This is a genomic window from Rhodococcus parequi, assembly GCF_046042785.1.
GTDB lineage: Bacteria > Actinomycetota > Actinomycetes > Mycobacteriales > Mycobacteriaceae > Prescottella > Prescottella parequi.
The window spans coordinates 297,443-319,008 of record NZ_JBDLNV010000004.1 but is presented as its reverse complement, the minus strand read 5'-3'; the positions used below and the strand labels follow the sequence as shown (position 1 = coordinate 319,008).

The following is a 21,566-nucleotide window of genomic DNA, read 5'->3' as shown; positions in this document are numbered from 1 at the left end:
ACCGGATTCGCCTACGAACAGGAGATGGTCAGTGTCCTCGATCGGCCCGTCGACCTCGGTATTTCCACTGACCCGAGCCCAGGCCGGCGTGTGGTTCGCGCAGCAGTTGGACCCTGACAATCCGATCTTCAACACCGCCGAATGTATCGAACTTCGCGGCGACGTGAGCATCCCGACACTCGTCGGCGCGGTGCGCGACGCCGTCGGCGAGACCGAAGTACTCACTGGCGCAGCGGAGATCGCGCCCGACGGGGGCGCGTACCTGCGACCCGGCGCGCATCCCCTCGGAGCGATCGCTGTCCGCGACCTGCGTGGCGACGACGATCCGGAGGCGGCCGCCCGGGCGCTGATGGCGGCCGATCATCGCACGGTGATCGATCCACGTTCCGAGTGCTGTGTCCGCGCCACGGTCTTCCAACTGGACGATCGTATAGTTCTGCTGTACTTGGGTATTCACCACCTGGTGATCGACGCGTACGGGTTCGGTCTGCTCATGCGGAGGATCGCGGAGCTCTACACCGCGGACGTCCGGGGCGAGACGCGTCCGGCCTGCAAGTTCACCGCGCTCGCACCCGTCGTCGCCGAGGAGGCGACCTACCGGGCCTCACCGCAGTTCGACGCCGATCGTGCGTTCTGGACCGACTACCTCGACGACGCGTCGGATGCCGTCACGTTGTCGGAGGGCGGAGCCGGAATCGCCCGCACGTCAATCGGACTGAGGCTCACACTCGGCGCCGAGCAGCAACGGGGCCTGTCCGCGGTCGGCAAGGCCGCCCGTGCCAGCTGGGGTGACGTCCTCACCGCGGCCGTCGCGACGTATCTGCGCGGTGCGAGCGGTCGCGGCGACATCGTCGTCGGTTTCCCGGTGATGAACCGCCTGGGCAGCGCGGCGCTCGCCGTGCCGATGTCCGCGGTCAACGTCGTGCCGCTGCGTCTGCGACCGGCCCCGGCAGCGACCGTCGTCGATCTCGTGGGACAGGTCCGCGACGCCGTCGCCCGGTGTCGCGACCACTACCGTTACCGCGGCGAGGACATCCAGAACGATCTGCGCCTGCCCGCCGGATCCGGCGGTGTCGTGGGCCCGTCGGTGAACGTGAAACCGTTCGGTGACCGGCTGCGCTTCGACGACCTGCACGCTGCGGTGCACTCGATCGCCCGCGGCCCGCTGCAGGATTTCATGGTCACCGCCCGCCCCCTCGATCACGTCGGGGGACTCGAGGTGTGGGTGGACGTCGATGCCGAGCGGTACACCACCGACGAGCTGACCACGCACGCCAATCGGTTGGCGCACCTGCTGGATTCGATCGCGGCACGTCCCGATGCCGGGGACGTCCCGCTCGCGCGGCTGTCGATCCTGCTGCCCGACGAGCGGCGGACCTTGCTCGCGCGTGCCACGGGCAGGACTCTGCCCGTTCCGGGCGGGCTCACCCTGCCCGACCTCCTGCAGGCGCAGGTGGAACGCGATCGGGACGCCCCCGCGGCGAGTGACGGCACGACGTCGCTGACGTTCGGGGAGTTGGCGTCGCGGGCCCGGCGGCTCGCCCGGATCCTGGTCGCGGCCGGACTCGGCCCGCATCGCCGTGTCGCGGTGGCGCTCCCGCGCGGCGTCGACACGCTCGTCGCGCTGTTCGCGGTCCTCGAGGCCGGTGGTGCGTGCGTGCCGATCGACCCGGACCACCCGGCGGACCGGGTCGGCCACGTGCTGGCCGAGACCCAGCCGGGATGCGTCGTCACCCGCTCCGACGTGGCGGAACGGCTCCGCGGTGCCACGGGCTCGAGTCGTGTCGTCGAGATCGAGAACCTCGACCTCACGACCGGCGAGGCCGGACCACTGTCCGTAGCCGAGCGCGGCCGGCCGCTGCACGATCTCGACATCGCGTACGTGATCCACACGTCCGGTTCGACGGGGCGGCCCAAGGGCGTCGAGGTGCCGCATCGCGGCGCCGTGAACCTCTTCCACAGCCACCGGGACCGGGTGTTCTCCCGTGCGTGCACCGTCGCGGGGCGCGATCGGCTGCGGGTGGGACACGCGTGGTCGTTCGCGTTCGACGCGTCGTGGGGCCCGCACCTGTGGATGCTCGGTGGTCACGAACTCCGGGTGGTGGACGAGGACACGCAGCGCGATCCCGCGCGGCTCGCGGCCCAGGCGCGCGCCGAGGGCTGGCACTTCGTGGAACTCTCACCGTCGCAACTCGAACACATCGTGGATGCGGACCTGCTGCCCGCCGACACCGTCCCCACCTTGGGGTTCGGCGGCGACGCGGTGAGCGAGAACCTGTGGCGACGCCTGCGGGAGCGGGGCGGCACCGCCTTCAACTTCTACGGCCCCACCGAGGGCACGGTCGATGTCGTGGTCGCCGAGGTCGTCGACGCCGCCGAACCCGTGATCGGTGTCCCGGTCGCGAACCTGTGTGCCTACGTGCTCGATTCGGAGCTGAACCCGGTGCCCGACGGTGTTCCCGGCGAGCTCTACGTGGCCGGCCCCGGCGTGGTGCGGGGCTATCTCGGCGCGCCGGGCGCGACGGCTGCGCGTTTCGTCGCGAACCCGTTCTGCGCCGACCCGGCCGGTGACTTCTCGCGCCTGTACCGGACCGGCGACATCGTGCGACGGCGGCCGGACGGGCAGATCGTCTACCACGGACGCACCGACGACCAGGTCAAGATCCGGGGCTTCCGGGTGGAGCTCGGCGAGGTGGAGTCCGCGCTGCTGCGGTTGCCCGGCGTCACGCGGGCCGTCGCGACGACGCGCCCCGACGCCACCGGATCGGCGCGGCTGGTCGCGTATCTGGTCGGCGGCACCCCCGACCCGGTCGGTGCCCGGGATCGCGTCGCGAACCTGCTGCCCGCCTACATGGTGCCGTCGGCATTCGTGTTCCTCGACGCGTTGCCGCTGACATCGAACGGCAAGATCGATCGCAAGCGCCTGCCGGAGCCCGACTTCGGCGTGGTGGTGTCGGCCCGCGAGCCGTCGACGGAGCTGGAGCGGGTGCTGTGCGCACTCACGGCCGATGTCCTCGGCCTCGACACCGTGGGCCTGGACGACGACTTCTTCCTGCTCGGCGGGCACTCCCTGGCGGCGGCGAAGTTGATCGCCCGGGTGCGCGACGCGGTCGGCGTCGAACTGGCCATCCGGGCCGTGTTCGACAACCCCACCGTCCTGGGTCTGGCCGAGCAGTGCGCCGTCGCCGCCGGAGCCGGACAGCGCCCGCCCGTGCTGCCGGTCGCTCGCGGACCGGTGTCGCCGCTGTCCGCGGCCCAGCAGCGCCTGTGGTTCCAGTTCCGGCTCGAGGGACCGAGTTCCACGTACAACATCCCCGTGGCGTTGCGCCTGCGCGGCGTGCCCGACGCCGCGGCGCTGTCCGTCGCGGCCGGCGCGGTGCTGCGCCGCCACGAGGTGCTGCGCACGGTGCTCGAGGACGTCGACGGCATCGGCATGCAGCGGGTGTGCCCGGCCCCCGAGACCGCGCCGTTCGCCGTGGAACATTGCGACCCCGTGACGCTGGAAGCGGCACTCGCGCACGCGGCGCGTCACCCGTTCGACCTCGACCGCGAGTTCCCGATCCGGTTGCGCCTGTTCGTGACCGGAACGGAGTCGGTGCTGCTGGTCCTGACCCACCACATCGCGAGTGACGAGCTGTCGACGCCCGTGCTGATGCGCGACCTCGGCTCCGCGTACCGCGCGGCGCTCGCGGGGGAGGAACCCGCGACCGTCGGGCTGCCCGTGCAGTATGCGGACTACGCGCTGTGGCAGCGGGAACTGCTCGGTGCCCACGGCGATCCCGACGGACTGGCGACCGCGCAACAGGAGTTCTGGCGCGCTCGGATGGCCGGCGCACCGGAGGAGATCGCGCTGCCCACCGACCGCCTACGTCCCGCGGTCGCGACCTTCGCGGGCGGGCTCGTCGAACGCACCGTCGCGACCGATATCGCGGACGAGTTGAGGAATCTCGCCCGGTCGGCCGGCGCATCGATGTTCATGCTCTCGCACACCGCGATCGCCGTCGCGCTCGCGGGCAGCGGGGCCGGCGACGACGTCGTCGTCGGCACACCCACGTCGGGCCGGCCCGCCGCCGAACTCGACCAGCTCGTCGGCTTCTTCGTCAACCTCGTCGTGCTTCGTACCGACCTGTCGGGGGATCCGACGCTGGCCGAACTGGTAGCCCGCGTCCGCTCCGACGACCTCGAAGCCTATGCCCATCAGGACCTTCCGTTCGACCGCTTGGTGGAGGCGCTCAGCCCGGAGCGCTCGGCCTCCCGGCACCCGCTGTTCCAGGTACTGGTGCAGCACCGGATGCCGCCCGTCGTGGGCGAGTTCGCGGAGTTCTCGCCCACCGTCGTCACGATCGACACCGGCGCCGCGATGTTCGACCTCACCGTCGATGTCGTCGAACTTCCCGGTGCCGGGCTGCGGGTGCGGATCGAATACGCGCAGGACCTCTTCGACGCGGCCACCGCCGAGGCCCTCGCCGATCGGGTGGTGCGCGCACTCGACGCCCTCGCCCGCACACCCGGGGCGCGGCTGTCGGCGGTCGACCTGCTGTCCTCCGAGGAACGCGCCCACCTCAGCAGAGGTGCGTTCACTCCCGCTGCGCCCGTCGACTTCCCGACGGCGGCAGCGGTGTTCGACGCTCAGGCGGAGCGCACGCCGCACGCGGTCGCTCTCGCCGATTCCCGTGCCGAGCTCACCTTCACGGAACTGCGCGGGCGGGTCAACCGGCTCGCACGCCACCTCGTCGCACACGGCGTGGGCCCGGAAACGGTCGTGGGGCTGCAACTGCCCCGCGGTACCGACATCGTGGTCGCGGCGCTCGCGGTGTGGCAGGCGGGCGGCGCCTACCTGCCGATCGACCCGGCCTACCCGGCCGACCGGATCGCGCACATGCTCGCCGACGCCGCGCCCGTGCTGGTCCTCGACGAGGACGCGGTCGCCGCGGTGGACCCGACGCTGCCGTCCGGCCCGCTCGCCGCCGACGAGCGGAACGGCACCCCCACCGCGGACACCGCCGCGTACGTCATCTACACCTCCGGATCGACCGGCGTTCCGAAGGGCGTCGTCGTTCCGCACCGCGGTGTCGTCAATCTGCTGGCGACGCAGCGCCGTCGGACGTTCGGGTCGGCGGCCGAGCAGCACCTACGAGTGCTGCTCACGTACGCGCTGGCGTTCGACTCGGCGATCGACCCGCTGCTGTCGATGCTGTCCGGACACACACTGCACGTGCCGGGCGCGGACCTCGCGGCGGACGCGAGTGGCATCGTCGAGTACGTGCGTGACCACCACATCGACGCCGTCGACTGCGTGCCGCTGCTGATGGCGGAGCTGCTGCGCGAGGGCCTGCTCGATCCTGCGGCGCCGCACCGCCCACGTCTGCTCGCGGTCGGCGGCGAGGCCGTGTCCGCCGACCTGTGGTCGGCCCTCGCCGACGCCGACGGCGTCCGCGCCACCAACATGTACGGGCCCACCGAGTGCACGGTCGACGCCACGATCGGCGACGTCACGGGCACGCGGGTACACATCGGCGCGCCGATCGACGGCGCCCGGGCCTACGTCCTCGACGCGCGGATGCGACTGGTCCCAGACGGAGTTCCCGGCGAGCTGTACGTGGGAGGCCCCGGGGTCACCCGCGGCTACCTGAACCGTCCCGGCCTCACCTCCGGACGATTCGTCGCGGACCCGTACGGTGCTCCGGGAGAACGGCTGTACCGTACGGGCGACCTGGTGCGCTGGACGGGTTCGGGTGGGCCCGGGCACTCGCTGGAATACCTGGGCCGCACCGACGACCAGGTGAAGATCCGCGGCTTCCGCATCGAGCTCGGCGAGGTCGAGGCGGTGCTCGCGTCGCATCCGGCGGTGGCGGCCGCGACCGTCGTGGTGCGTGAGGACGAGCCGGATCGACGCCGCCTGGTCGGCTACGTCGCCGTGACGGCGTCCGTCGACGGGGAGGGACTGCGGGCGCACCTGTCGTCGCGGCTGCCCGCACACATGGTGCCCGCCGCGGTCGTCGTACTGGATGCCCTGCCGGTCACGCCGAACGGAAAGGTGGATCGCCGGGCGCTGCCGGTGCCCGACTTCACGTCGGTGGGCTCCGCTCAGGACGCCGGGACCGACCTCGAGCGCCGGCTGTGTGCGGTGGTGGCGGCCGTGCTGGGCCAGGACGACGTGGGTCCCGGTGACGACTTCTTCGCACTCGGTGGGGATTCCATCGTGTCGATCCAGTTGGTGTCGCGGGCCCGAGCGGCCGGGATCCGGTTCACCGCCCGGGACGTGTTCGAACACCGCACGGTGGCAGGACTGGCGGCGGTCGCCGACACGGACTCGCAGGCGGCGCCGGCGGACCCGACCGCTGCGCTCGGTGTCGTTCCCGCCACCCCGATCGTCCACGACCTGCTGGACCGGGGCGGACCGTACGCGCGATTCGCGCAGTCCCGCCTGCTGCGAGCCCCGGCCGGACTGACCATCGAGGCGCTCAACGCCGGGGTGCAGGCACTGCTCGACACCCACGACGCCCTGCGGGGATCGTTCGACGACCGTGACCGCGTGTTCGAGATCCCGCCGTCCGGCACCGTTCGTGCCGCGGACGTCTTGTCCCGCATCGATATCCGGGGGCTGGGCGGCACGGAACGCGCCGACGCCGTCCGGTCGGCGACCGACGACGCGTACGGACAACTCGACCCGGCGGCCGGGTCGATGATCCGGGTGGTGCTGTTCGACGCGGGCGAGTCGGAGTCGCTCGTGCTGCTGGTGATCCATCACCTCGTGGTCGACGGCGTCTCGTGGCGGATCCTGGTCCCGGACCTCGCCGACGCGTGCACCGGGGCATCGCTGTCCCCGGCCGGGACGCCGCTGCGCACGTGGTCGCGCGGCCTCGTGGAGACGGCGGCGGAGCGCCGCGGCGAACTCGCGTTGTGGCGGGCGGCGGCGGATGCGCCGCAACGCGCGGAGATCGGTGGTCGTACCGTCGACCCGTTGCGCGACACCATGTCCGGTACCGCCACCGTCGAGGTCACGGTACCGCCGGAGGTGACCGAGGCGCTGCTGACGACGGTGCCCGAGCGGTTCAATGCCCGCGTCGACGACGTGCTGCTCACCGCGCTGGCGCTCGCCGTCGCGCGGGTACGGGGACCCGGTGCGCTGCCGATCGACCTCGAGGGTCACGGCCGTGAGGAGCAGACCGTGCCGGGCGCGGACCTGTCGCGCACCGTCGGATGGTTCACGACGCTGTATCCCGTGTTGCTCGACGTGGCCGGGGTGGATCTGTCGGATGCGTTCGGCGGCGGCGAATCCGCCGGCGGCGCCATCAAGGCGGTCAAGGAGCAGATGCGCCGAATCCCGGACAACGGGATCGGTTTCGGCATGCTTCGGTATCTCGATCCGGCGTCGGCGGACACGTTGGCGGCCGGGCGGCCGCCCGAGATCGGCTTCAACTATCTCGGCCGGTTCACGCTCGGCGAGGGAGCGGGGGAGGCCTGGACGAGCCCGCCGGAGTCCGGCACGCTCGGCGGTGCGACCGACGGTGCCATGCCGGTCAGTCATGCCATCGAGATCGGCGTCGTGACCGAGGATTCCGCTGGTGGGCCGGCGCTACGTGCCACGTGGGGCCACAGCCCGGAGGTCGTGGACACGGCGACCGTGCAGCGTCTGGCGGCCGCGTGGGGTGACGCGCTGCGAGCGCTGTCCGGACATGCGGCGGGTGCCGGTGCGGGCGGGCTGACGCCGTCGGATCTGACGCTCGCAGACCTCGATCAGTCCGAGATCGACGAGTTCGAAATGGAATTCCTGTAGATCGGCCGCGCGGGCACGCTCTTGGAACCGCGAAGAAGTTCGGTTAGCCTAACCAATCGACTCGAGCGACCGCTCGGAATGTGTAGAAGACATCAGGGGAGATACCGAGATGCAGGTGAAGATGGGCTGGGCCCGCCGGGCCGCCGTGATCGGCGCCGCGGCGCTGCTGGGCGCTGGATTGGTGGCGTGCGGCAGCGACGACGACAAGGGCTCGGACACCGAGACCACCGCCGCCGCCACGACCCGCTTGTTCGAGGCCCAGAACGGGACGATCGAGATCCCCGGCGATCCCCAGAGCATCGTCGCCTGCGGTTACGCTGTGCTGCCGCTGATCCAGTCGGGCGCCAACCTCTCCGGCATCTGCGAGTGGGGTCGCGAGGACGACAACATGGACGCCGAGACGAAGAAGGCGTACGACGCCCTCCCGAAGGTGGGGCCCGACGGCGCGATCAGCGCACTGAACTACGAGGCCGTCACCGCGGCCGACCCGGACCTGATCATCCTGGGCGTCCCGTCCCGCGCGCAGTCGCAGGTCGACATGGGCAAGCTGCAGGCCCTGGCGCCGGTCGTCTTCCTCGGTCCCACGACGCCGGCGGACTGGCGCACGCTCGGCGAGCAGTTCGCGGACGCCGCGAACGTCTCCGACTCGTACGGCGCGTTCATCGAGCAGTACGACGCTCGGACCCAGGAGATCTCGAAGAAGTACCAGGACAAGCTCGGCGGCCTGAAGTTCGCGGGCGTGTGCAGCGTCTGCGCCCCCGACCCCGGTGAGTTCGTCCGCGAGTACAAGTCCTCCTACGTGACGAACCTGTTCGACGACCTCGGTCTCCAGTTCCCGGGCCAGACCGACAACCCCGAGGACGGGCACTCCGAGTACGTGGCGTTCGAACGGATCTCGGACAAGCTCGGTGACGCCGACGTCATCGTCTACGGCGTCGAGCTCGACGGATCCGTCACGCCCGAGATGCAGGAAGTGATCGCATCGCCGCTGTGGCAGAACCTGCCTGCCGTGAAGGCCGGAAACATCGTCCAGGTCAAGCACGCCCAGGCCGCGACGCACCAGACCGCTCTGCTCGCCCTCGACTCGATCGACGAGGGTCTCGGCGCCCTGCCCGCCGCGAAGCAGTAGCCAGACCTGCGGCTCGATCACGGCCCCCGACAGCGCTACTCGGGGGCCGTGGTCGTCTCCGTACCCGTTTCGACCGGAAGTAGATCCCCTGCATGTCCAAGCTCGAAGACGTCGTCCCGCTGTCTCCCCTGCAGCAGGGGCTGCACTACCTCAGCACCGTTGCGGCGCCCACCGAGGACGAGCGCGGCGCGGCGCGGGTGGAGCCGGACGCCTACACCGTGCAGTCGGTGTTGCGGCTGACCGGTGACGTCGACGAGCGGCGCCTGCACCTTTCCGCGCAGGCGCTGCTGGAACGGCACGCCGCGCTGCGAACCTGCTTCCGCCCGCGCAAGGACGGGCGGGTCGCGGGCCTCGTCGTCGGAGACATCGAGGTGCCCTGGCGCAGTGTGGATCTACGCACGTCACCGGAGCCGGAGCGGGACCTCGCCGACCTGCTCGACGCGGACCTGCGAACCTGGTTCGACCTCACCGCCCCGCCCCTGGTCCGCTGGGTCCTGATCCGGCTGGCCGCCGACGACGTACGTCTGCTGCTCACGGCGCACCACACGGTCGTCGACGGCTGGTCCACGCCGATCCTGGTGCGGGAACTGCTCGAGATCTACGCGGCGGACGGTAGTGCCGCCGCGCTGCCACCGGTCCGGCCGTACCGCGATTACCTGGCGTGGCTGGGGCGTCAGGATCACGACGCGGCGCGGTCCCTCTGGCGGCAATCGCTGGACGGGCTCGACGCGCCGACCCTCGTCACCCCGCCGGGCACCACGCGCGACGCGCAGGGCACCGCCGCGATCGATGTCGAGACCTCCGCCGTCCTCACCGAACAGTTGACGGGGCTGGCGCGGGAGGCGGGCGTCACCCTCAACACCGTCCTGCAGACCGGGTGGGCGCTGCTGCTGGCCGGGCTGGTCGGCCGCGACGACATCGTATTCGGGGCGACCGTGTCCGGCCGCCCCGCGGATCTGCCGGGCGTGGAATCGATGGTGGGCCTGTTCATCAACACCGTTCCGGTCCGGGTGCGCCTCGACCCCGCGGCGACCGTCACCGACCTGCTCCGACGCGTGCAGTCCGAGCAGGCGCGCACACTCGACCACCAGTACCTCGGCCTCGCGGAGGTACAGCGCGAGACCGGTCTCGGGGAACTGTTCGACACCCTGACGATCTTCGAGTCGTACCCCGTGGACCGCGATGCGCTCGACCGCGCGCAGCGTGCCGGCGGCGTCGGGATCGCCGGCGTCGATGCGGTGGACGCCACCAGCTATCCGCTGGTGCTCACCGCGGGTGTCGCCGATCGCCTGATCGTCGAACTCGACTACCGTCCTTCCCTGTTCGGCGAGAGCGACGTCGTGGCGCTGGGGGAACGTCTGGTCGTGATCCTCCACTCGCTCGCCGCGCACCCACACGCGCGGGTCGGGTCGGTCGCGGCGCTGCGGGAGTCCGAGGCGCGGGCGCTGGACGCGTGGTCGACGGCACCGGCCGCGAGCCCCTCCGGCGTGGTCACCGACCTGCTCCCCGGGCACGAGCCCGCGTCGACCGCCGTCGTCTGCGGTGACGAACAGCGCACGTTCGGCGAACTGGTCTCGGGGTCCGCGCGGTTGGCGCGCCTGCTGATCGCCCGCGGTGTCGGCCCCGACGTGCGGGTGGGCCTGGCCCTGCCGCGCTCGGTGGCGACGGTGGAGGCCGTCGCGGCGGTGCTCGCGGCGGGCGGCGCCTACGTGCCGCTCGACCCCTCCTACCCCGCGGATCGACTGGCGCACATGGTCACCGACTGCCGACCCGCCGTCCTCCTGACGACCACCGCTGTCGCCGAGGCGCTCGGTGACGTGCTCGCGCACACCAGCGTCGTCGTCCTCGACGATCGTCGGGTGCGAGGCGAGCTCTCACGCCTGTCTGCCGAACCCGTCACCGACGCCGACCGGATCGCCCCGTTGCGGCCGGCCAACACCGCGTACGTCATCTACACCTCCGGCTCGACCGGCCTGCCCAAGGGCGCTGTCGTCACGCACGCGAACCTGTCGGATCTGCTTGCTGCACAGCGCGAGACGATGATGTCGGTCGTGGCGGGGCCGCGCCGCGTGCTGCTGACCTACCCCTTCGCCTTCGACTCCGCCGTCGCGTCGCTCACGTGGCTGTTCGGTGGCCACACCCTGCACCTGCTCCCCGACGACCGGCGCACCGACGTCGCCCACATCGTCGAGTACGTGCGGTCCCACCGCATCGATCACGTCGACTGCGTGCCCGTGCTGATGAACCAGCTCCTCGACGCCGGACTGCTCGACGCCGCGCACGTCCCCGCCCAGCTCACAGTCGGCGGAGAGGCCGTCTCGCCGGCGTTGTGGCGCAGGCTCGGAGCCGCGTCCGAACGCGGTGTCACGGCGTTCAACTGCTACGGCCCCACCGAGTGCACGGTCGACGCCACCGCCGCCCGGATCGGTGGCGACGACGTCGTTATCGGTGGCCCCACCCCGGGCACGCGCGTGTACGTCCTGGACCGCTGGCTGCGGCCTACACCGCCCGGTGTCACCGGCGAGCTGTACGTGGCCGGCGGCGGTGTCGTGCGCGGCTACCACGACCGGCCAGCCCTCACCGGATCGCGGTTCGTCGCGGACCCGTTCGGGGCGGCCGGGGAGCGGATGTACCGCACCGGCGACGTGGTCCGGTGGACCGACGACGGCGTACTCGCGTTCGCGGGACGGGCCGACGACCAGGTGAAGATCCGTGGCTACCGCGTCGAACTCGGCGAGATCGAATCCGTGCTGGCTGCGGCACCGGGCGTGGGGGAGGGCGTCGTCGTGGCGCACACCGATGCGCGCGGCGTGACGCGGCTGGTCGGCTACATCAGCGGTGACGTCGATCCGAGCGCGGTGCGCACCGCCGCCTCGGAGCGGCTGCCCGACTACATGGTCCCTGCGGTGATCGTCCCGCTGCCTCGGCTCCCGCTGACCGTGAACGGCAAGGTGGACCGGAAGGCGCTGCCGGAACCCGACTTCGGTGCACTTGTCGGCTCGGGCGAGCCCCGCACCGACACCGAGGCGACACTCGCCGCGGTCGTCGCAGAAGTCCTCGGACTCGACCGCGTGGGCGTCGACGACGACTTCTTCACCCTCGGCGGCGACTCGATCGTCTCGATCCAGCTCGTCACCCGGGCCCGCGCAGCCGACCTTCGCGTCACCGCGCGCCAGGTCTTCGAACTCCGTACCGTCGCGGCACTCGCCGCAGCGCACGACGCCCCGGCAGCCGCGGCGAGCGACGCGCGGGTCGCGGTGGCCGCAACCGGCACCGTCCCGCCGACCCCGATCGTGTGGGACACCGTCGACCACGGCGCACCGCTGGACCGCTTCGCCCAGTCCCGACTGCTGGTCGCACCCGATACCCTCACCGAGCACGCCCTGCACGCGGCCGTGACCGCGCTGCTCACCACCCACCCCATGCTGCGTTCGGTGTTCACCGTGGCCGACGGTGTCCCGGAATGGTCGGTGCCGGAGCACGTTCCGGACACGGCCGGGCTGGTACGCCGGGTGGAGGTCACCGACGAGTCGTGGCCGGAGACGCTCGCGGCCGAACGGGAGAAGGCGTACGGGGCACTGCGCCCCGACGCGGGCGTGCTGCTGCAGGCAGTGTGGTTCGACTTCGGCGCCGACCGTCCCGGCCGGGTGTTCGTCGCGGTGCACCACCTGGTCGTCGACGGCGTGTCGTGGCGGATCCTGGTGCCGGACCTCGCCGGTGCGGTCGAGCAGGCGTTGCGCGGGGAACCCGTCACCCTCGACGGCGCGGGGACATCGTTCCGGGACTGGGCCGTCGGGCTCGAGGAGGCCGCCGGGTCGGATCGGGTCCTGGGCGGGCTCCCGCTGTGGCAGACGATCTCGGCTGCAGAAGAACCGTCCCTAGGGTCGCGCGCCCTCGACCCGTCGCTCGACACGGTCGCCTCCGCCCGCTCCGTCGAGGTGCGGGTGTCGACGCGCCTCACCGAACGCGTGCTCACGACCGTTCCCGCCGCCTACCGCGCCGGCGTCGCCGACGTACTGCTCACCGCGCTCGGTCTGGCGATCGCCGCGGAACGCGGCGGTGACCGGGTCCGGGTGCACCTCGAGGGCCACGGTCGCGAGGAACACATGGTGCCGGGGGCCGACCTCACGCGCACTGTCGGTTGGTTCACGTCGCTGTATCCGGCGGTACTCGACCTGTCCGGAGTCGACGTCGCCGGAGCGCTCGCCGGGACCGATGCTGCGGGCGTCGCGCTGGCACAGGTCAAGGACGGCCTGCGACGGATTCCCGACAGCGGCATCGGTTTCGGAGTCCTGCGCCGTCTCGGCGACACTACCTCTCCCTTCGGTGACTACCGATCACCCGACGTCATGTTCAACTACCTCGGACGCCTCACCCTGGGGGAGGAGTCGGGCGGCGCCTGGTCCGCGGCACCCGAAGCCGGTGCCCTCGGGGGTGCCGTGGACCTGTCGACGCCACTCGAGCACGTCCTCGACGTCAATGCCGTCACCGAGGAGAGCGCGGACGGTCCGGAACTGGTCTGCGAGTTCACCGCGGCCGCCGGGATTCTGGACCACGACGCGGTAGCGCGGATCGCCGCGCGCTGGGTCGAGGCACTCGGCGCGCTCGCCGCCCACGCGGCGCCGCTCGCGACCGCCGTACGGACCGTCGCCGACCTCACCTTCCGCGACCTGTCCTACCCGGAGCTGCGTTCCTTCGCAGCCGAACTCGGCCCCGTCGAGGACATCGTCCCGCTGACGCCCCTGCAGCGGGGATTGTTCTTCCTCGCCGAACTGGACACCGACAGCGACGTCTACGCGATGCAGACCGTGCTCGACCTGCGCGGCCATCTCGACCGCGACGCGATGCGCCGCAGTGCGGCCGCGCTGCTCGCCCGACACGCGACGCTGCGCACCGGATTCCGGACGACCGCGGCCGGTGAGCCCGTCGGCGTGGTACTCGGCGGCCCGGAACTGCCCTGGACCGAGATCGACCTCTCGGATCTGCCGGACGACGCGGCGCGGGACCGCAGCGCCGACATCGTCGCCCGAGACCGGGTCACTCGCTTCGACGTCGCGGCGGCCCCACTGCTGCGGTTCACCCTGATCCGTCTTGCTCCCGGACTGCACCGGCTCGTGTTCGCCGCGCACCACCTGCTGCTCGACGGCTGGTCGTCGCCGCTCGTGATGCGCGAACTGTTCACGCTCTACGGCGCCGACGCCGACCTCGCCGCGCTGCCTCCCGTCCACCCGTTCACCGACTACCTGGCGTGGCTGTCCGAGCAGGATGCCGACGCGGCCCTGCAGCGGTGGGGCGCCGTGCTGGACGGTGTCACCGAGCCGACGCTGGTCGCACCCGCCGGATCGTCATTGCGGGCCGACCTGCCCGGTGAGCACTCGGTCGCGGTACCGGACGGGCTGGCGGCGGCACTGCAGCGCCGCAGCCGCGACCTCGGGGTCACCGTCAACACCGTGGTGCAGGCCGCCTGGGGACTGCTGCTCGGCCATCGGTTGGACCGCGACGACGTCGTCTTCGGTGCCGTCGTGTCCGGACGGGTACCGCACGTGCCGGGCATCGAGACGATGATCGGCCTGTTCATCAACACCGTCCCGGTGCGGGTGACGCTGCGGCCGGGCGAGCGCACCGACGAATTCCTACGGCGCGCACAGCAACTCCAGAACGGCACCCTCGACGATCAGTACGTGGGCCTCGCCGACGTCCAGCGTCGTGTCGGTCTCGGGGAACTGTTCGACACGTTGCTGGTGTTCGAGAGCTACCCGATCGACACCGATGCCCTGGCCCGGGCGCAGCGGTCCGGTGGGCTCGAGGTCGGCGACGTCCGCGGTCACGACGCCACCAACTTCCCGCTCGTCCTGGTCGCCGCGCTCGGCGATCGACTGTCCCTCACTCTCGAGTACCAGCAGTCGCTGTTCACCGGCACCGACGTCGAGGTGCTCGGACAGCGACTGGTCCGGGTGCTCGAACAGCTCGCCGCACCGGACGCCTCCACCGTCGCCGAGATCGATCCTCTCGCGGCCACGGAACGGGCTCTGCTGGTGGCAGACTGGGCCGCCACGGCGCCGGCACCCGCGACCGGCTGTGGCACCGTGGCCGATCTGCTGGCCGCCCGGATCGCGGCATCGCCGGAAACCGACGCGATCGTGTGCGGCGGCACCCGGTTGACGTTCGGGGAACTGGGGTCGGCGTCGGCGCGGCTGGCGCGCTTGCTCATCGCGTCCGGGGTGGGACCGGACACCGTGGTCGGTCTCGCGCTGCCGCGCTCGGAGCGGATGTTGGTGGCGATCGCCGCGGTGATCGCCGCGGGCGGTACGTACGTCCCGATGGATCCGGCGTATCCGGCGGACCGGTTGGCGCACATGGTGGCCGACGCGACCCCGACCGTCGTCGTCACCGACAGCACCGTGCGCGCCGCACTGGAACCGGTGCTGCGGGGGACGGCCGTGACGGTGCTCGACGACTCGAACGTCGGAGCGGCACTGCGGGATCTACCCGAGGATCCCGTCCTCGACGCCGAGAGGCTCGCGCCGCTGCGTCCCGACAACACCGTGTACGTCATCTACACGTCGGGCTCGACGGGCCTGCCGAAGGGCGTCGCCGTCACCCACGCGAACCTGCTCAACCTCTTCGAGAGCCACCGCGCGGACCTGTACCGTCCCACGGTCGCAGCCACCGGGCGCGAGTCGATCGGTGTCGGCCACGCGTGGTCGTTCAGCTTCGACGCGTCGTGGCAGCCCACGCTGTGGCTGCTCGACGGGCACACCGTCCACGTGTTCGACGAGGACACGATGCGCGACCCGGAGGCGATGACCGACTACGTCGTCGACCACGCACTCGACTTCCTCGAGGTGACACCGTCGTTCCTGGACCGGATGCTCGCGGCCGGGCTGTTCGACCGCGAACACCGTCCCGCCACAGTTGGATTCGGAGGTGAGGCGGTCAACCCGGCGTCGTGGCGCCGACTGCGGGAGCTCACCGATGGGCGGGCGTTCAACCTCTACGGCCCCACCGAGTGCACGGTCGATGCACTCGTCGGTCAGGTCACCGACGCCGACGAGCCGTGCCTGGGCCGCGCCGTCCACGGTGGCCGCGCCTACGTCCTGGACCGGATGCTGCGCCCCGTCCCGGCCGGCAGTACCGGTGAGCTGTACATCGCCGGGGCCGGCGTCGCGCGTGGCTACCTGGGCCGGCCCGACCTGACCGGCGCGCGGTTCGTCCCGGACCCGTTCGGTGTCCCCGGCGAGCGGATGTACCGAACCGGCGACACGGTACGGCGCGGCGTCACCGGGACCCTCGAGTTCCTCGGCCGCGGCGACGACCAGGTGAAGATCCGCGGCTTCCGTGTCGAACTCGGCGAGGTCGAGGCAGCACTGGCCGCGGTACGAGGAGTCCGGGATGCGGTCGTCGTCGCGCATACCGACACCCGGCGCGTGACCCGACTCGTCGGATACGTCACGCCGGACGGGCACGTCGACCCCGCGGCGGCGCGCGCGGTGGTCGCCGAGCGGCTGCCCGACTACATGGTTCCCGCCGTGGTGCTCGTGCTGGCGGAGTTCCCGGTCACCGCGAACGGCAAGACGGACCGGAAGTCGTTGCCGGAGCCCGATTTCGCGGCACTGGTGGGCTCCGGTGAACCACGGACGGACACCGAGGCGATGTTGGCGGCGGTGGTCGCCGACGTGCTGGGTCTCGACCGGGTCGGCATCGACGACGACTTCTTCGCGCTCGGCGGCGACTCGATCGTGTCGATCCAGCTGGTGTCCCGGTGCCGCGCCGCGGGCCTGACCGTGTCCGCGCGTCAGGTGTTCGAATTGCGCACCGTCGCCGCACTGGCCGAGGTGAGCGAACGGGCGTCGGACCCCGGACTCGACGCGGCGGCAGCCGCACTCGCCGCGGTGCCCGCGACCGGCGACGTGCTGCCGACACCGATCGTGTGGGAAGCGGTGAACTGGGGCACCGACCTCGGCCGCTTCTCGCAGGCGCGCCTCCTGGTGGCGTCCGACGGTCTGACCGTCCCCGTGCTCGAGGCGGCGGTCAGCGGCTTGCTCGCCACCCACCCCATGCTGCGCTCGCGGTTCGCGGTGGTCGACGGCACACCGGAATGGTCGGTGCCCGAACAGGTACCGGATCCCTCCCGGGTGGTGCGCCGGGTCGACGTCTCCGCGTGCCCCGCCGACGAGTGGGGCGCCGTGTTCGCGGCCGAACGCGAGAACACCTACGCGGCGCTGCGTCCCGCGGACGGGGTGATGGCCCAGGTGGTGTGGTTCGACTTCGGCGACGACCGGCAGGACCGGGTCTTCGTCGCCGTCAACCACCTGGTGGTCGACGGCGTCTCGTGGCGGATCCTCGTCCCGGACCTCGCGACCGCCGTCGCGCAGGCGCAGCGCGGGGAGGCGGTGGCGCTGCCCGACGCAGGGACGTCGTTCCGGGCGTGGACGCGGGGCCTCGCCGACGCGGCCCGCAGTGAGCGGATCGCCGCGACGGCACCCGGCTGGCAGCGCGTCGCCGGCGCCCGGGAACCGGCGCTCGGCACCCGGACTCTCGATCCGTCGCTCGACACGGTGTCCGCGATGCGGTCGGTCAAGCGGATCCTGCCGGTACCGGTCACCGAACGCGCCCTCGGCGGCGCCGTCGACGAGACCCTGCTCGCGGCACTGGCACTCGCGGTGACCTCCGTCCGCGGCGGCGACACCATCCGGGTGGAACTCGAGGGTCACGGCCGTGAGGAGCAGGTGGTTCCGGGGGCGAATGTCGACCGCGCCGTCGGCTGGTTCACGTCGATGTACCCGGTCGCGTTCGACCTGGAAGGCATCGCTGCCGATGCGGTGCTGGCGGGCGCCGTCCCCGCGGACGACGTCGCCGACCGAGTGCGAGCGGCGCTACGTGCGGTGCCGGACAACGGGATCGGTTTCGGCGTCCTGCGGCGCCTCGCAGCCGAGGATGTGTTCGGCGGGTACACGCGCCCGCAGATCGTCTTCAACTACCTCGGCCGGATGACGCTGGGGGAGAGCGGCGGCGGCGCGTGGACCGGTGCACCCGAGGGCGTCGCGCTGGGTGGCTCGGTCGACCCGACGACACCCCTCGACCACGTCCTGCAGGTGGACGCCGTCGTCGAGAACACCGCCGACGGGCCCGTCCTGGACTGCGAGTTCGCGGCATCCGATGTCCTGGACGACGCCACCCTCGTCGCGATCGCGTCCGCATGGGAGCGGGCGATGGCAGTCCTGCTGGGCGCCACGGCGGCGGCCCTGTCCTGATTCCCGAACCCCGAGACCTCAGTGAACAAGGGAGATAGAGAATGCCACTCGACCGCGACACGATCCTCGCCGATACGGCGCAGATCCTCGAGGTGGACGTCGCCGAGATCGACACCTCGGTGAGCCTGGTGGACCAGGGCCTCGACTCGGTCCGGCTGATGGCGCTCGTCGAGCGCTGGCGCGACAGCGGAGCCGACGTCGACTTCGTCTCGCTCGCATCCGAACCCGACCTCGAGCAGTGGATCACGCTGCTCGAGCCGCGGTGACCCGCCCGTGGCGCTCCTCGGCAAGCTGACTCTCGATCTCGATCCGCTGCGCAGCAGCCGGGAGTTCCGCTACATCTTCACTGCGCGCGTCGTGTCGCTGTTCGGGCTCGGGTTCCTCATCGTCGCGGTGCCGTTGCAGGTGTACGAGATCACCGCGTCCACCGCACATGTCGCGGCCGTGTCGACAGTGCTGGGACTCACGACGTTCGGCGCGACGTTCGCGGGAGGCATCCTGGCCGACCGGTACGACCGTCGCCGTGTGATCGCCCTCGCCCGCGGGTGCGCGGGCGTCGCGTTCGCGGTACTCGCGGTCAACGCCTTCCTGCCCGACCCGAGGCTGTGGGTGGTGTACCTCGCCGCGATCATCGACGGGATCTGCGGCGGCATCTCGGCGACGGTACTGATGTCCGTCACCCCGACCCTGCTGCCGCGCAACAAGATGGCGGCCGCCGGCGCGCTCATGGCCCTCACCGGTGACCTGGGCGCGATGATCGGTCCGGCACTCGGCGGCGTCGTGATCGCCTCCGGCGGAGTGGGGCTGGCATTCGCGCTCGCCGCGGTCACGACGGCGGTCACCACGTTCTGCATCACCCGCCTCCCGCCGCTGCCGCCGCCGCGAGCCGCCGACGAGTCACCGCTGCGCGCCGTTGCCGGCGGGTTCCGGTACGCGGCCGGTCAGCGCGTCATCGGCGGCGTGCTGGTCTGCGGTTTCGTCACCATGCTGCTCGCCGGGTGGACGGTGCTGATCCCCGAGTACGCGGCCGATGTGCTCGGCGTCGGGGCATCGGTGACGGGCCTGCTGTACGCCGCGCCCGCGGTCGGTGCCGTGCTCGGTTCCCTCACCAGCGGGTGGACCGGGACGGTGCGTTGGTCCGGGCGGGCAGTGTTCGTGGGCATGCTGCTCTCGGCCGCCGGACTCGTCGGTGCCGGTGCGACCGCGGCCGTCGCCGTCACCGTGATCGGTCTGGCGGCACACGGTTTCGGTGAGGCGGTCGCCGACATCCTGCGATATGCCATCGTCCAGAAGCACACCGCCGAGGAGTACGGCGCGCGGATCGCGGGCGTATGGTCGGCCCAGGTCACCGCGGGCGCGTCGGTCGGCGCCGTCGTCGCCGCTGTCGTCGCGGCACTCGTTCCGATCGAGTCCGCGCTCGCCGTCTACGGTGGCACCGGGCTCGTGGCCACCGTCCTGCTCTTCGTCGTGCTGAAGCGTCTGCGCGGCTTCGACGAACATGCCGGATCCGTTGCGGATGCCGCGCACGCGCAAGTAGTGATGTCAGGAGAAAAGGGGTTCCACGATGGCAGCGACCGTCCGTGAGGTCGAAGTCTTTCCGATCTGCATCCGCGAGGTGGAGGTTCTCCGCGTCGAGGACGTGACGCCGGGGATGCGTCGCGTCGTCGTGGGCGGCCCCGCGATGGACAGCCATGTACGTGACGGTGTCCGGCTGCCCGCAGTGTGCACCAACGGATTCGACGACGACATCAAGCTGCTACCGGTCGATCCGCAGACCGGCGCACTGCCGTTCGACGTCCCGCGGAACACCGACACCGGCGCAGTCGACTGGCCGGCCGGATCGTTCCAGTACAGCCGGACCTACACGGTGCGCAGCTACGACCCCGACACGCGCGAGATGGCGATCGACTTCGCCGAGCACGAAGGGGGATTGGCCTCGGACTGGGCGTATCGCGCCCGACCGGGGGAGACGATTCTCATGGCCGGGCCCAAGCACTCGGCGAGCCTGCCCCGTGAGGCCGAATGGATGCTCGTTGCCGGCGACCAGACCGCACTGCCCGCTATCGCGCGGTGCCTCGAACTGCTTCCCGCCGATCTGCCGGCAACGGTGGTGATCGAGGTCGCGGAGCCCTCGCACCGTCAGGAACTGAAGTCGGCAGCCCCGGTGGACATCACCTGGCTGTACCGATCCGAGAGCGACGGCGAGTCGAGACTGGTCGAGACAGTCCAGGCGGCGCAGTGGCGTCCGGGGCAGCCGTACCTGTGGGTGGCGGGCGAGGCGCTGACCATCAAGCCGTTGCGGCGGTGGGCGAAGCAGGACCGGGCGATTCCCAAACAGTTCGTCGAGATCACCGGTTACTGGCGGCAGCGCGAGATCGCGTCCACCGAGGCAGCGTCCGGCGCGGGCGACGTGGCCCCGGACGCCTACGGTCAGCTCCACGAGATGTCGGAACTGTTGCCGCCGTTCGCGATCAGAACCGCGGTGACCGCCGGGGTGTTCTCCGCGATCGAGGGCGGAGCGACGACCTCGGCGCGCATCGCGGCCGCGTGCGATACCCATCCGGGTGCCACCGCGAAACTGCTGCGCCACCTCGCGGCGATGGATCTCCTGACCGTCGACGGAGACCGCTTCGGGCTCACCGAGATGGGTGAGATCCTCGCCGACCCGGACACCTTCGCCAGCCAGGCGCTGCACTTCGGGAAGATTCAGACCAGGCTCGACATGGCGTTCCTCGGACTGCTCGAGACCGTGCGGACCGGTGCCCCGGCGCCGGGCCACGGCTTTGCCGACAAGGCGCAGGAAGCCGGCTTCGTCGACGACTTCCACGAGGAGGCGGCGTCCGGGGCGGTCTACCGGGCACCGGCGCTGCCCGAGGCGGTCGACCTCGACGGGGTCCGGACGGTCGCGATCTACGGAGAGGGCGCCGGTGTGTACGCGGACACGCTCGCCCGCGTGCGACCGGAACTCGACATCGCACTCGTCGGCCTGCCCGCGCTGAACAGCCGGAACGCGGCGGACGTGGCGCAGTCCCGGCGCGATCGGATTCGGCGCGTCGATCAGAGCGAGTTCACGCCACTGGACAGCGTCGTCGATCTCGTCGTCGCGGTCGATATCGTCGACGATCACCCCGATCCCGACGCGCGGATGCTGATCGGCGTCCTCGGAGGGTCGGGCCGTCGGGTGGTGCTCGTGACCGACCTGCTGGATCCGCAGACGACCGACGACCACGAGACCGAGAGTGATCTGCTCCGCCTGTGCCTGTACGGGTCCGGCCGGCGTACCGAGGCGGAGATCCGCGCTCTGGCATCGGATGCCGGTTGCGGCACACCGAGGTTCGGATCGATCGGCTGGGGATCCACGATCGTCGAGTTCGCCGGCCGCGAATGACCGTCGTGCCGCGTC

At 71.5% G+C, this 21,566-nt stretch carries 6 protein-coding genes; all 6 read left to right on the top strand.

Translation table 11 applies throughout. The features are described from left to right. The first annotated feature begins 31 nt into the window (after positions 1–31). The 6 genes from ABEU20_RS13190 to ABEU20_RS13165 all read left to right on the top strand — a co-directional run bounded on the left by ABEU20_RS13190 (position 32) and on the right by ABEU20_RS13165 (position 21,551). Positions 32–7,780, top strand: a complete 7,749-nt coding sequence (locus ABEU20_RS13190) for an amino acid adenylation domain-containing protein (protein WP_420164859.1) — start codon at positions 32–34, stop codon at positions 7,778–7,780. Positions 7,781–7,889: 109 nt separating this feature from the next. After that, the gene (locus ABEU20_RS13185; RefSeq protein WP_420164858.1) at positions 7,890–8,909 is read left to right on the top strand and encodes an ABC transporter substrate-binding protein; all 1,020 of its coding nucleotides are present in this window, start codon (positions 7,890–7,892) and stop codon (positions 8,907–8,909) included. A 92-nt stretch (positions 8,910–9,001) separates the two neighbouring features. Beyond that, entirely contained in the window at positions 9,002–18,163 is a 9,162-nt protein-coding gene (locus ABEU20_RS13180) for an amino acid adenylation domain-containing protein (RefSeq protein ID WP_420164857.1), read from the top strand. A 41-nt stretch (positions 18,164–18,204) separates the two neighbouring features. After that, positions 18,205–18,429 (top strand): phosphopantetheine-binding protein, encoded by a 225-nt coding sequence (locus ABEU20_RS13175; protein WP_420164856.1) that lies wholly within the window; start codon positions 18,205–18,207, stop codon positions 18,427–18,429. Between the two features lie 7 nt (positions 18,430–18,436). Next, positions 18,437–19,747, top strand: a complete 1,311-nt coding sequence (gene entS / locus ABEU20_RS13170) for an enterobactin transporter EntS (protein WP_420164855.1) — start codon at positions 18,437–18,439, stop codon at positions 19,745–19,747. Next, the gene (locus ABEU20_RS13165; RefSeq protein WP_420164854.1) at positions 19,728–21,551 is read left to right on the top strand and encodes an SIP domain-containing protein; all 1,824 of its coding nucleotides are present in this window, start codon (positions 19,728–19,730) and stop codon (positions 21,549–21,551) included. Before entS ends, ABEU20_RS13165 begins: the two co-directional genes overlap by 20 nt. Positions 21,552–21,566 lie beyond the last annotated feature (15 nt).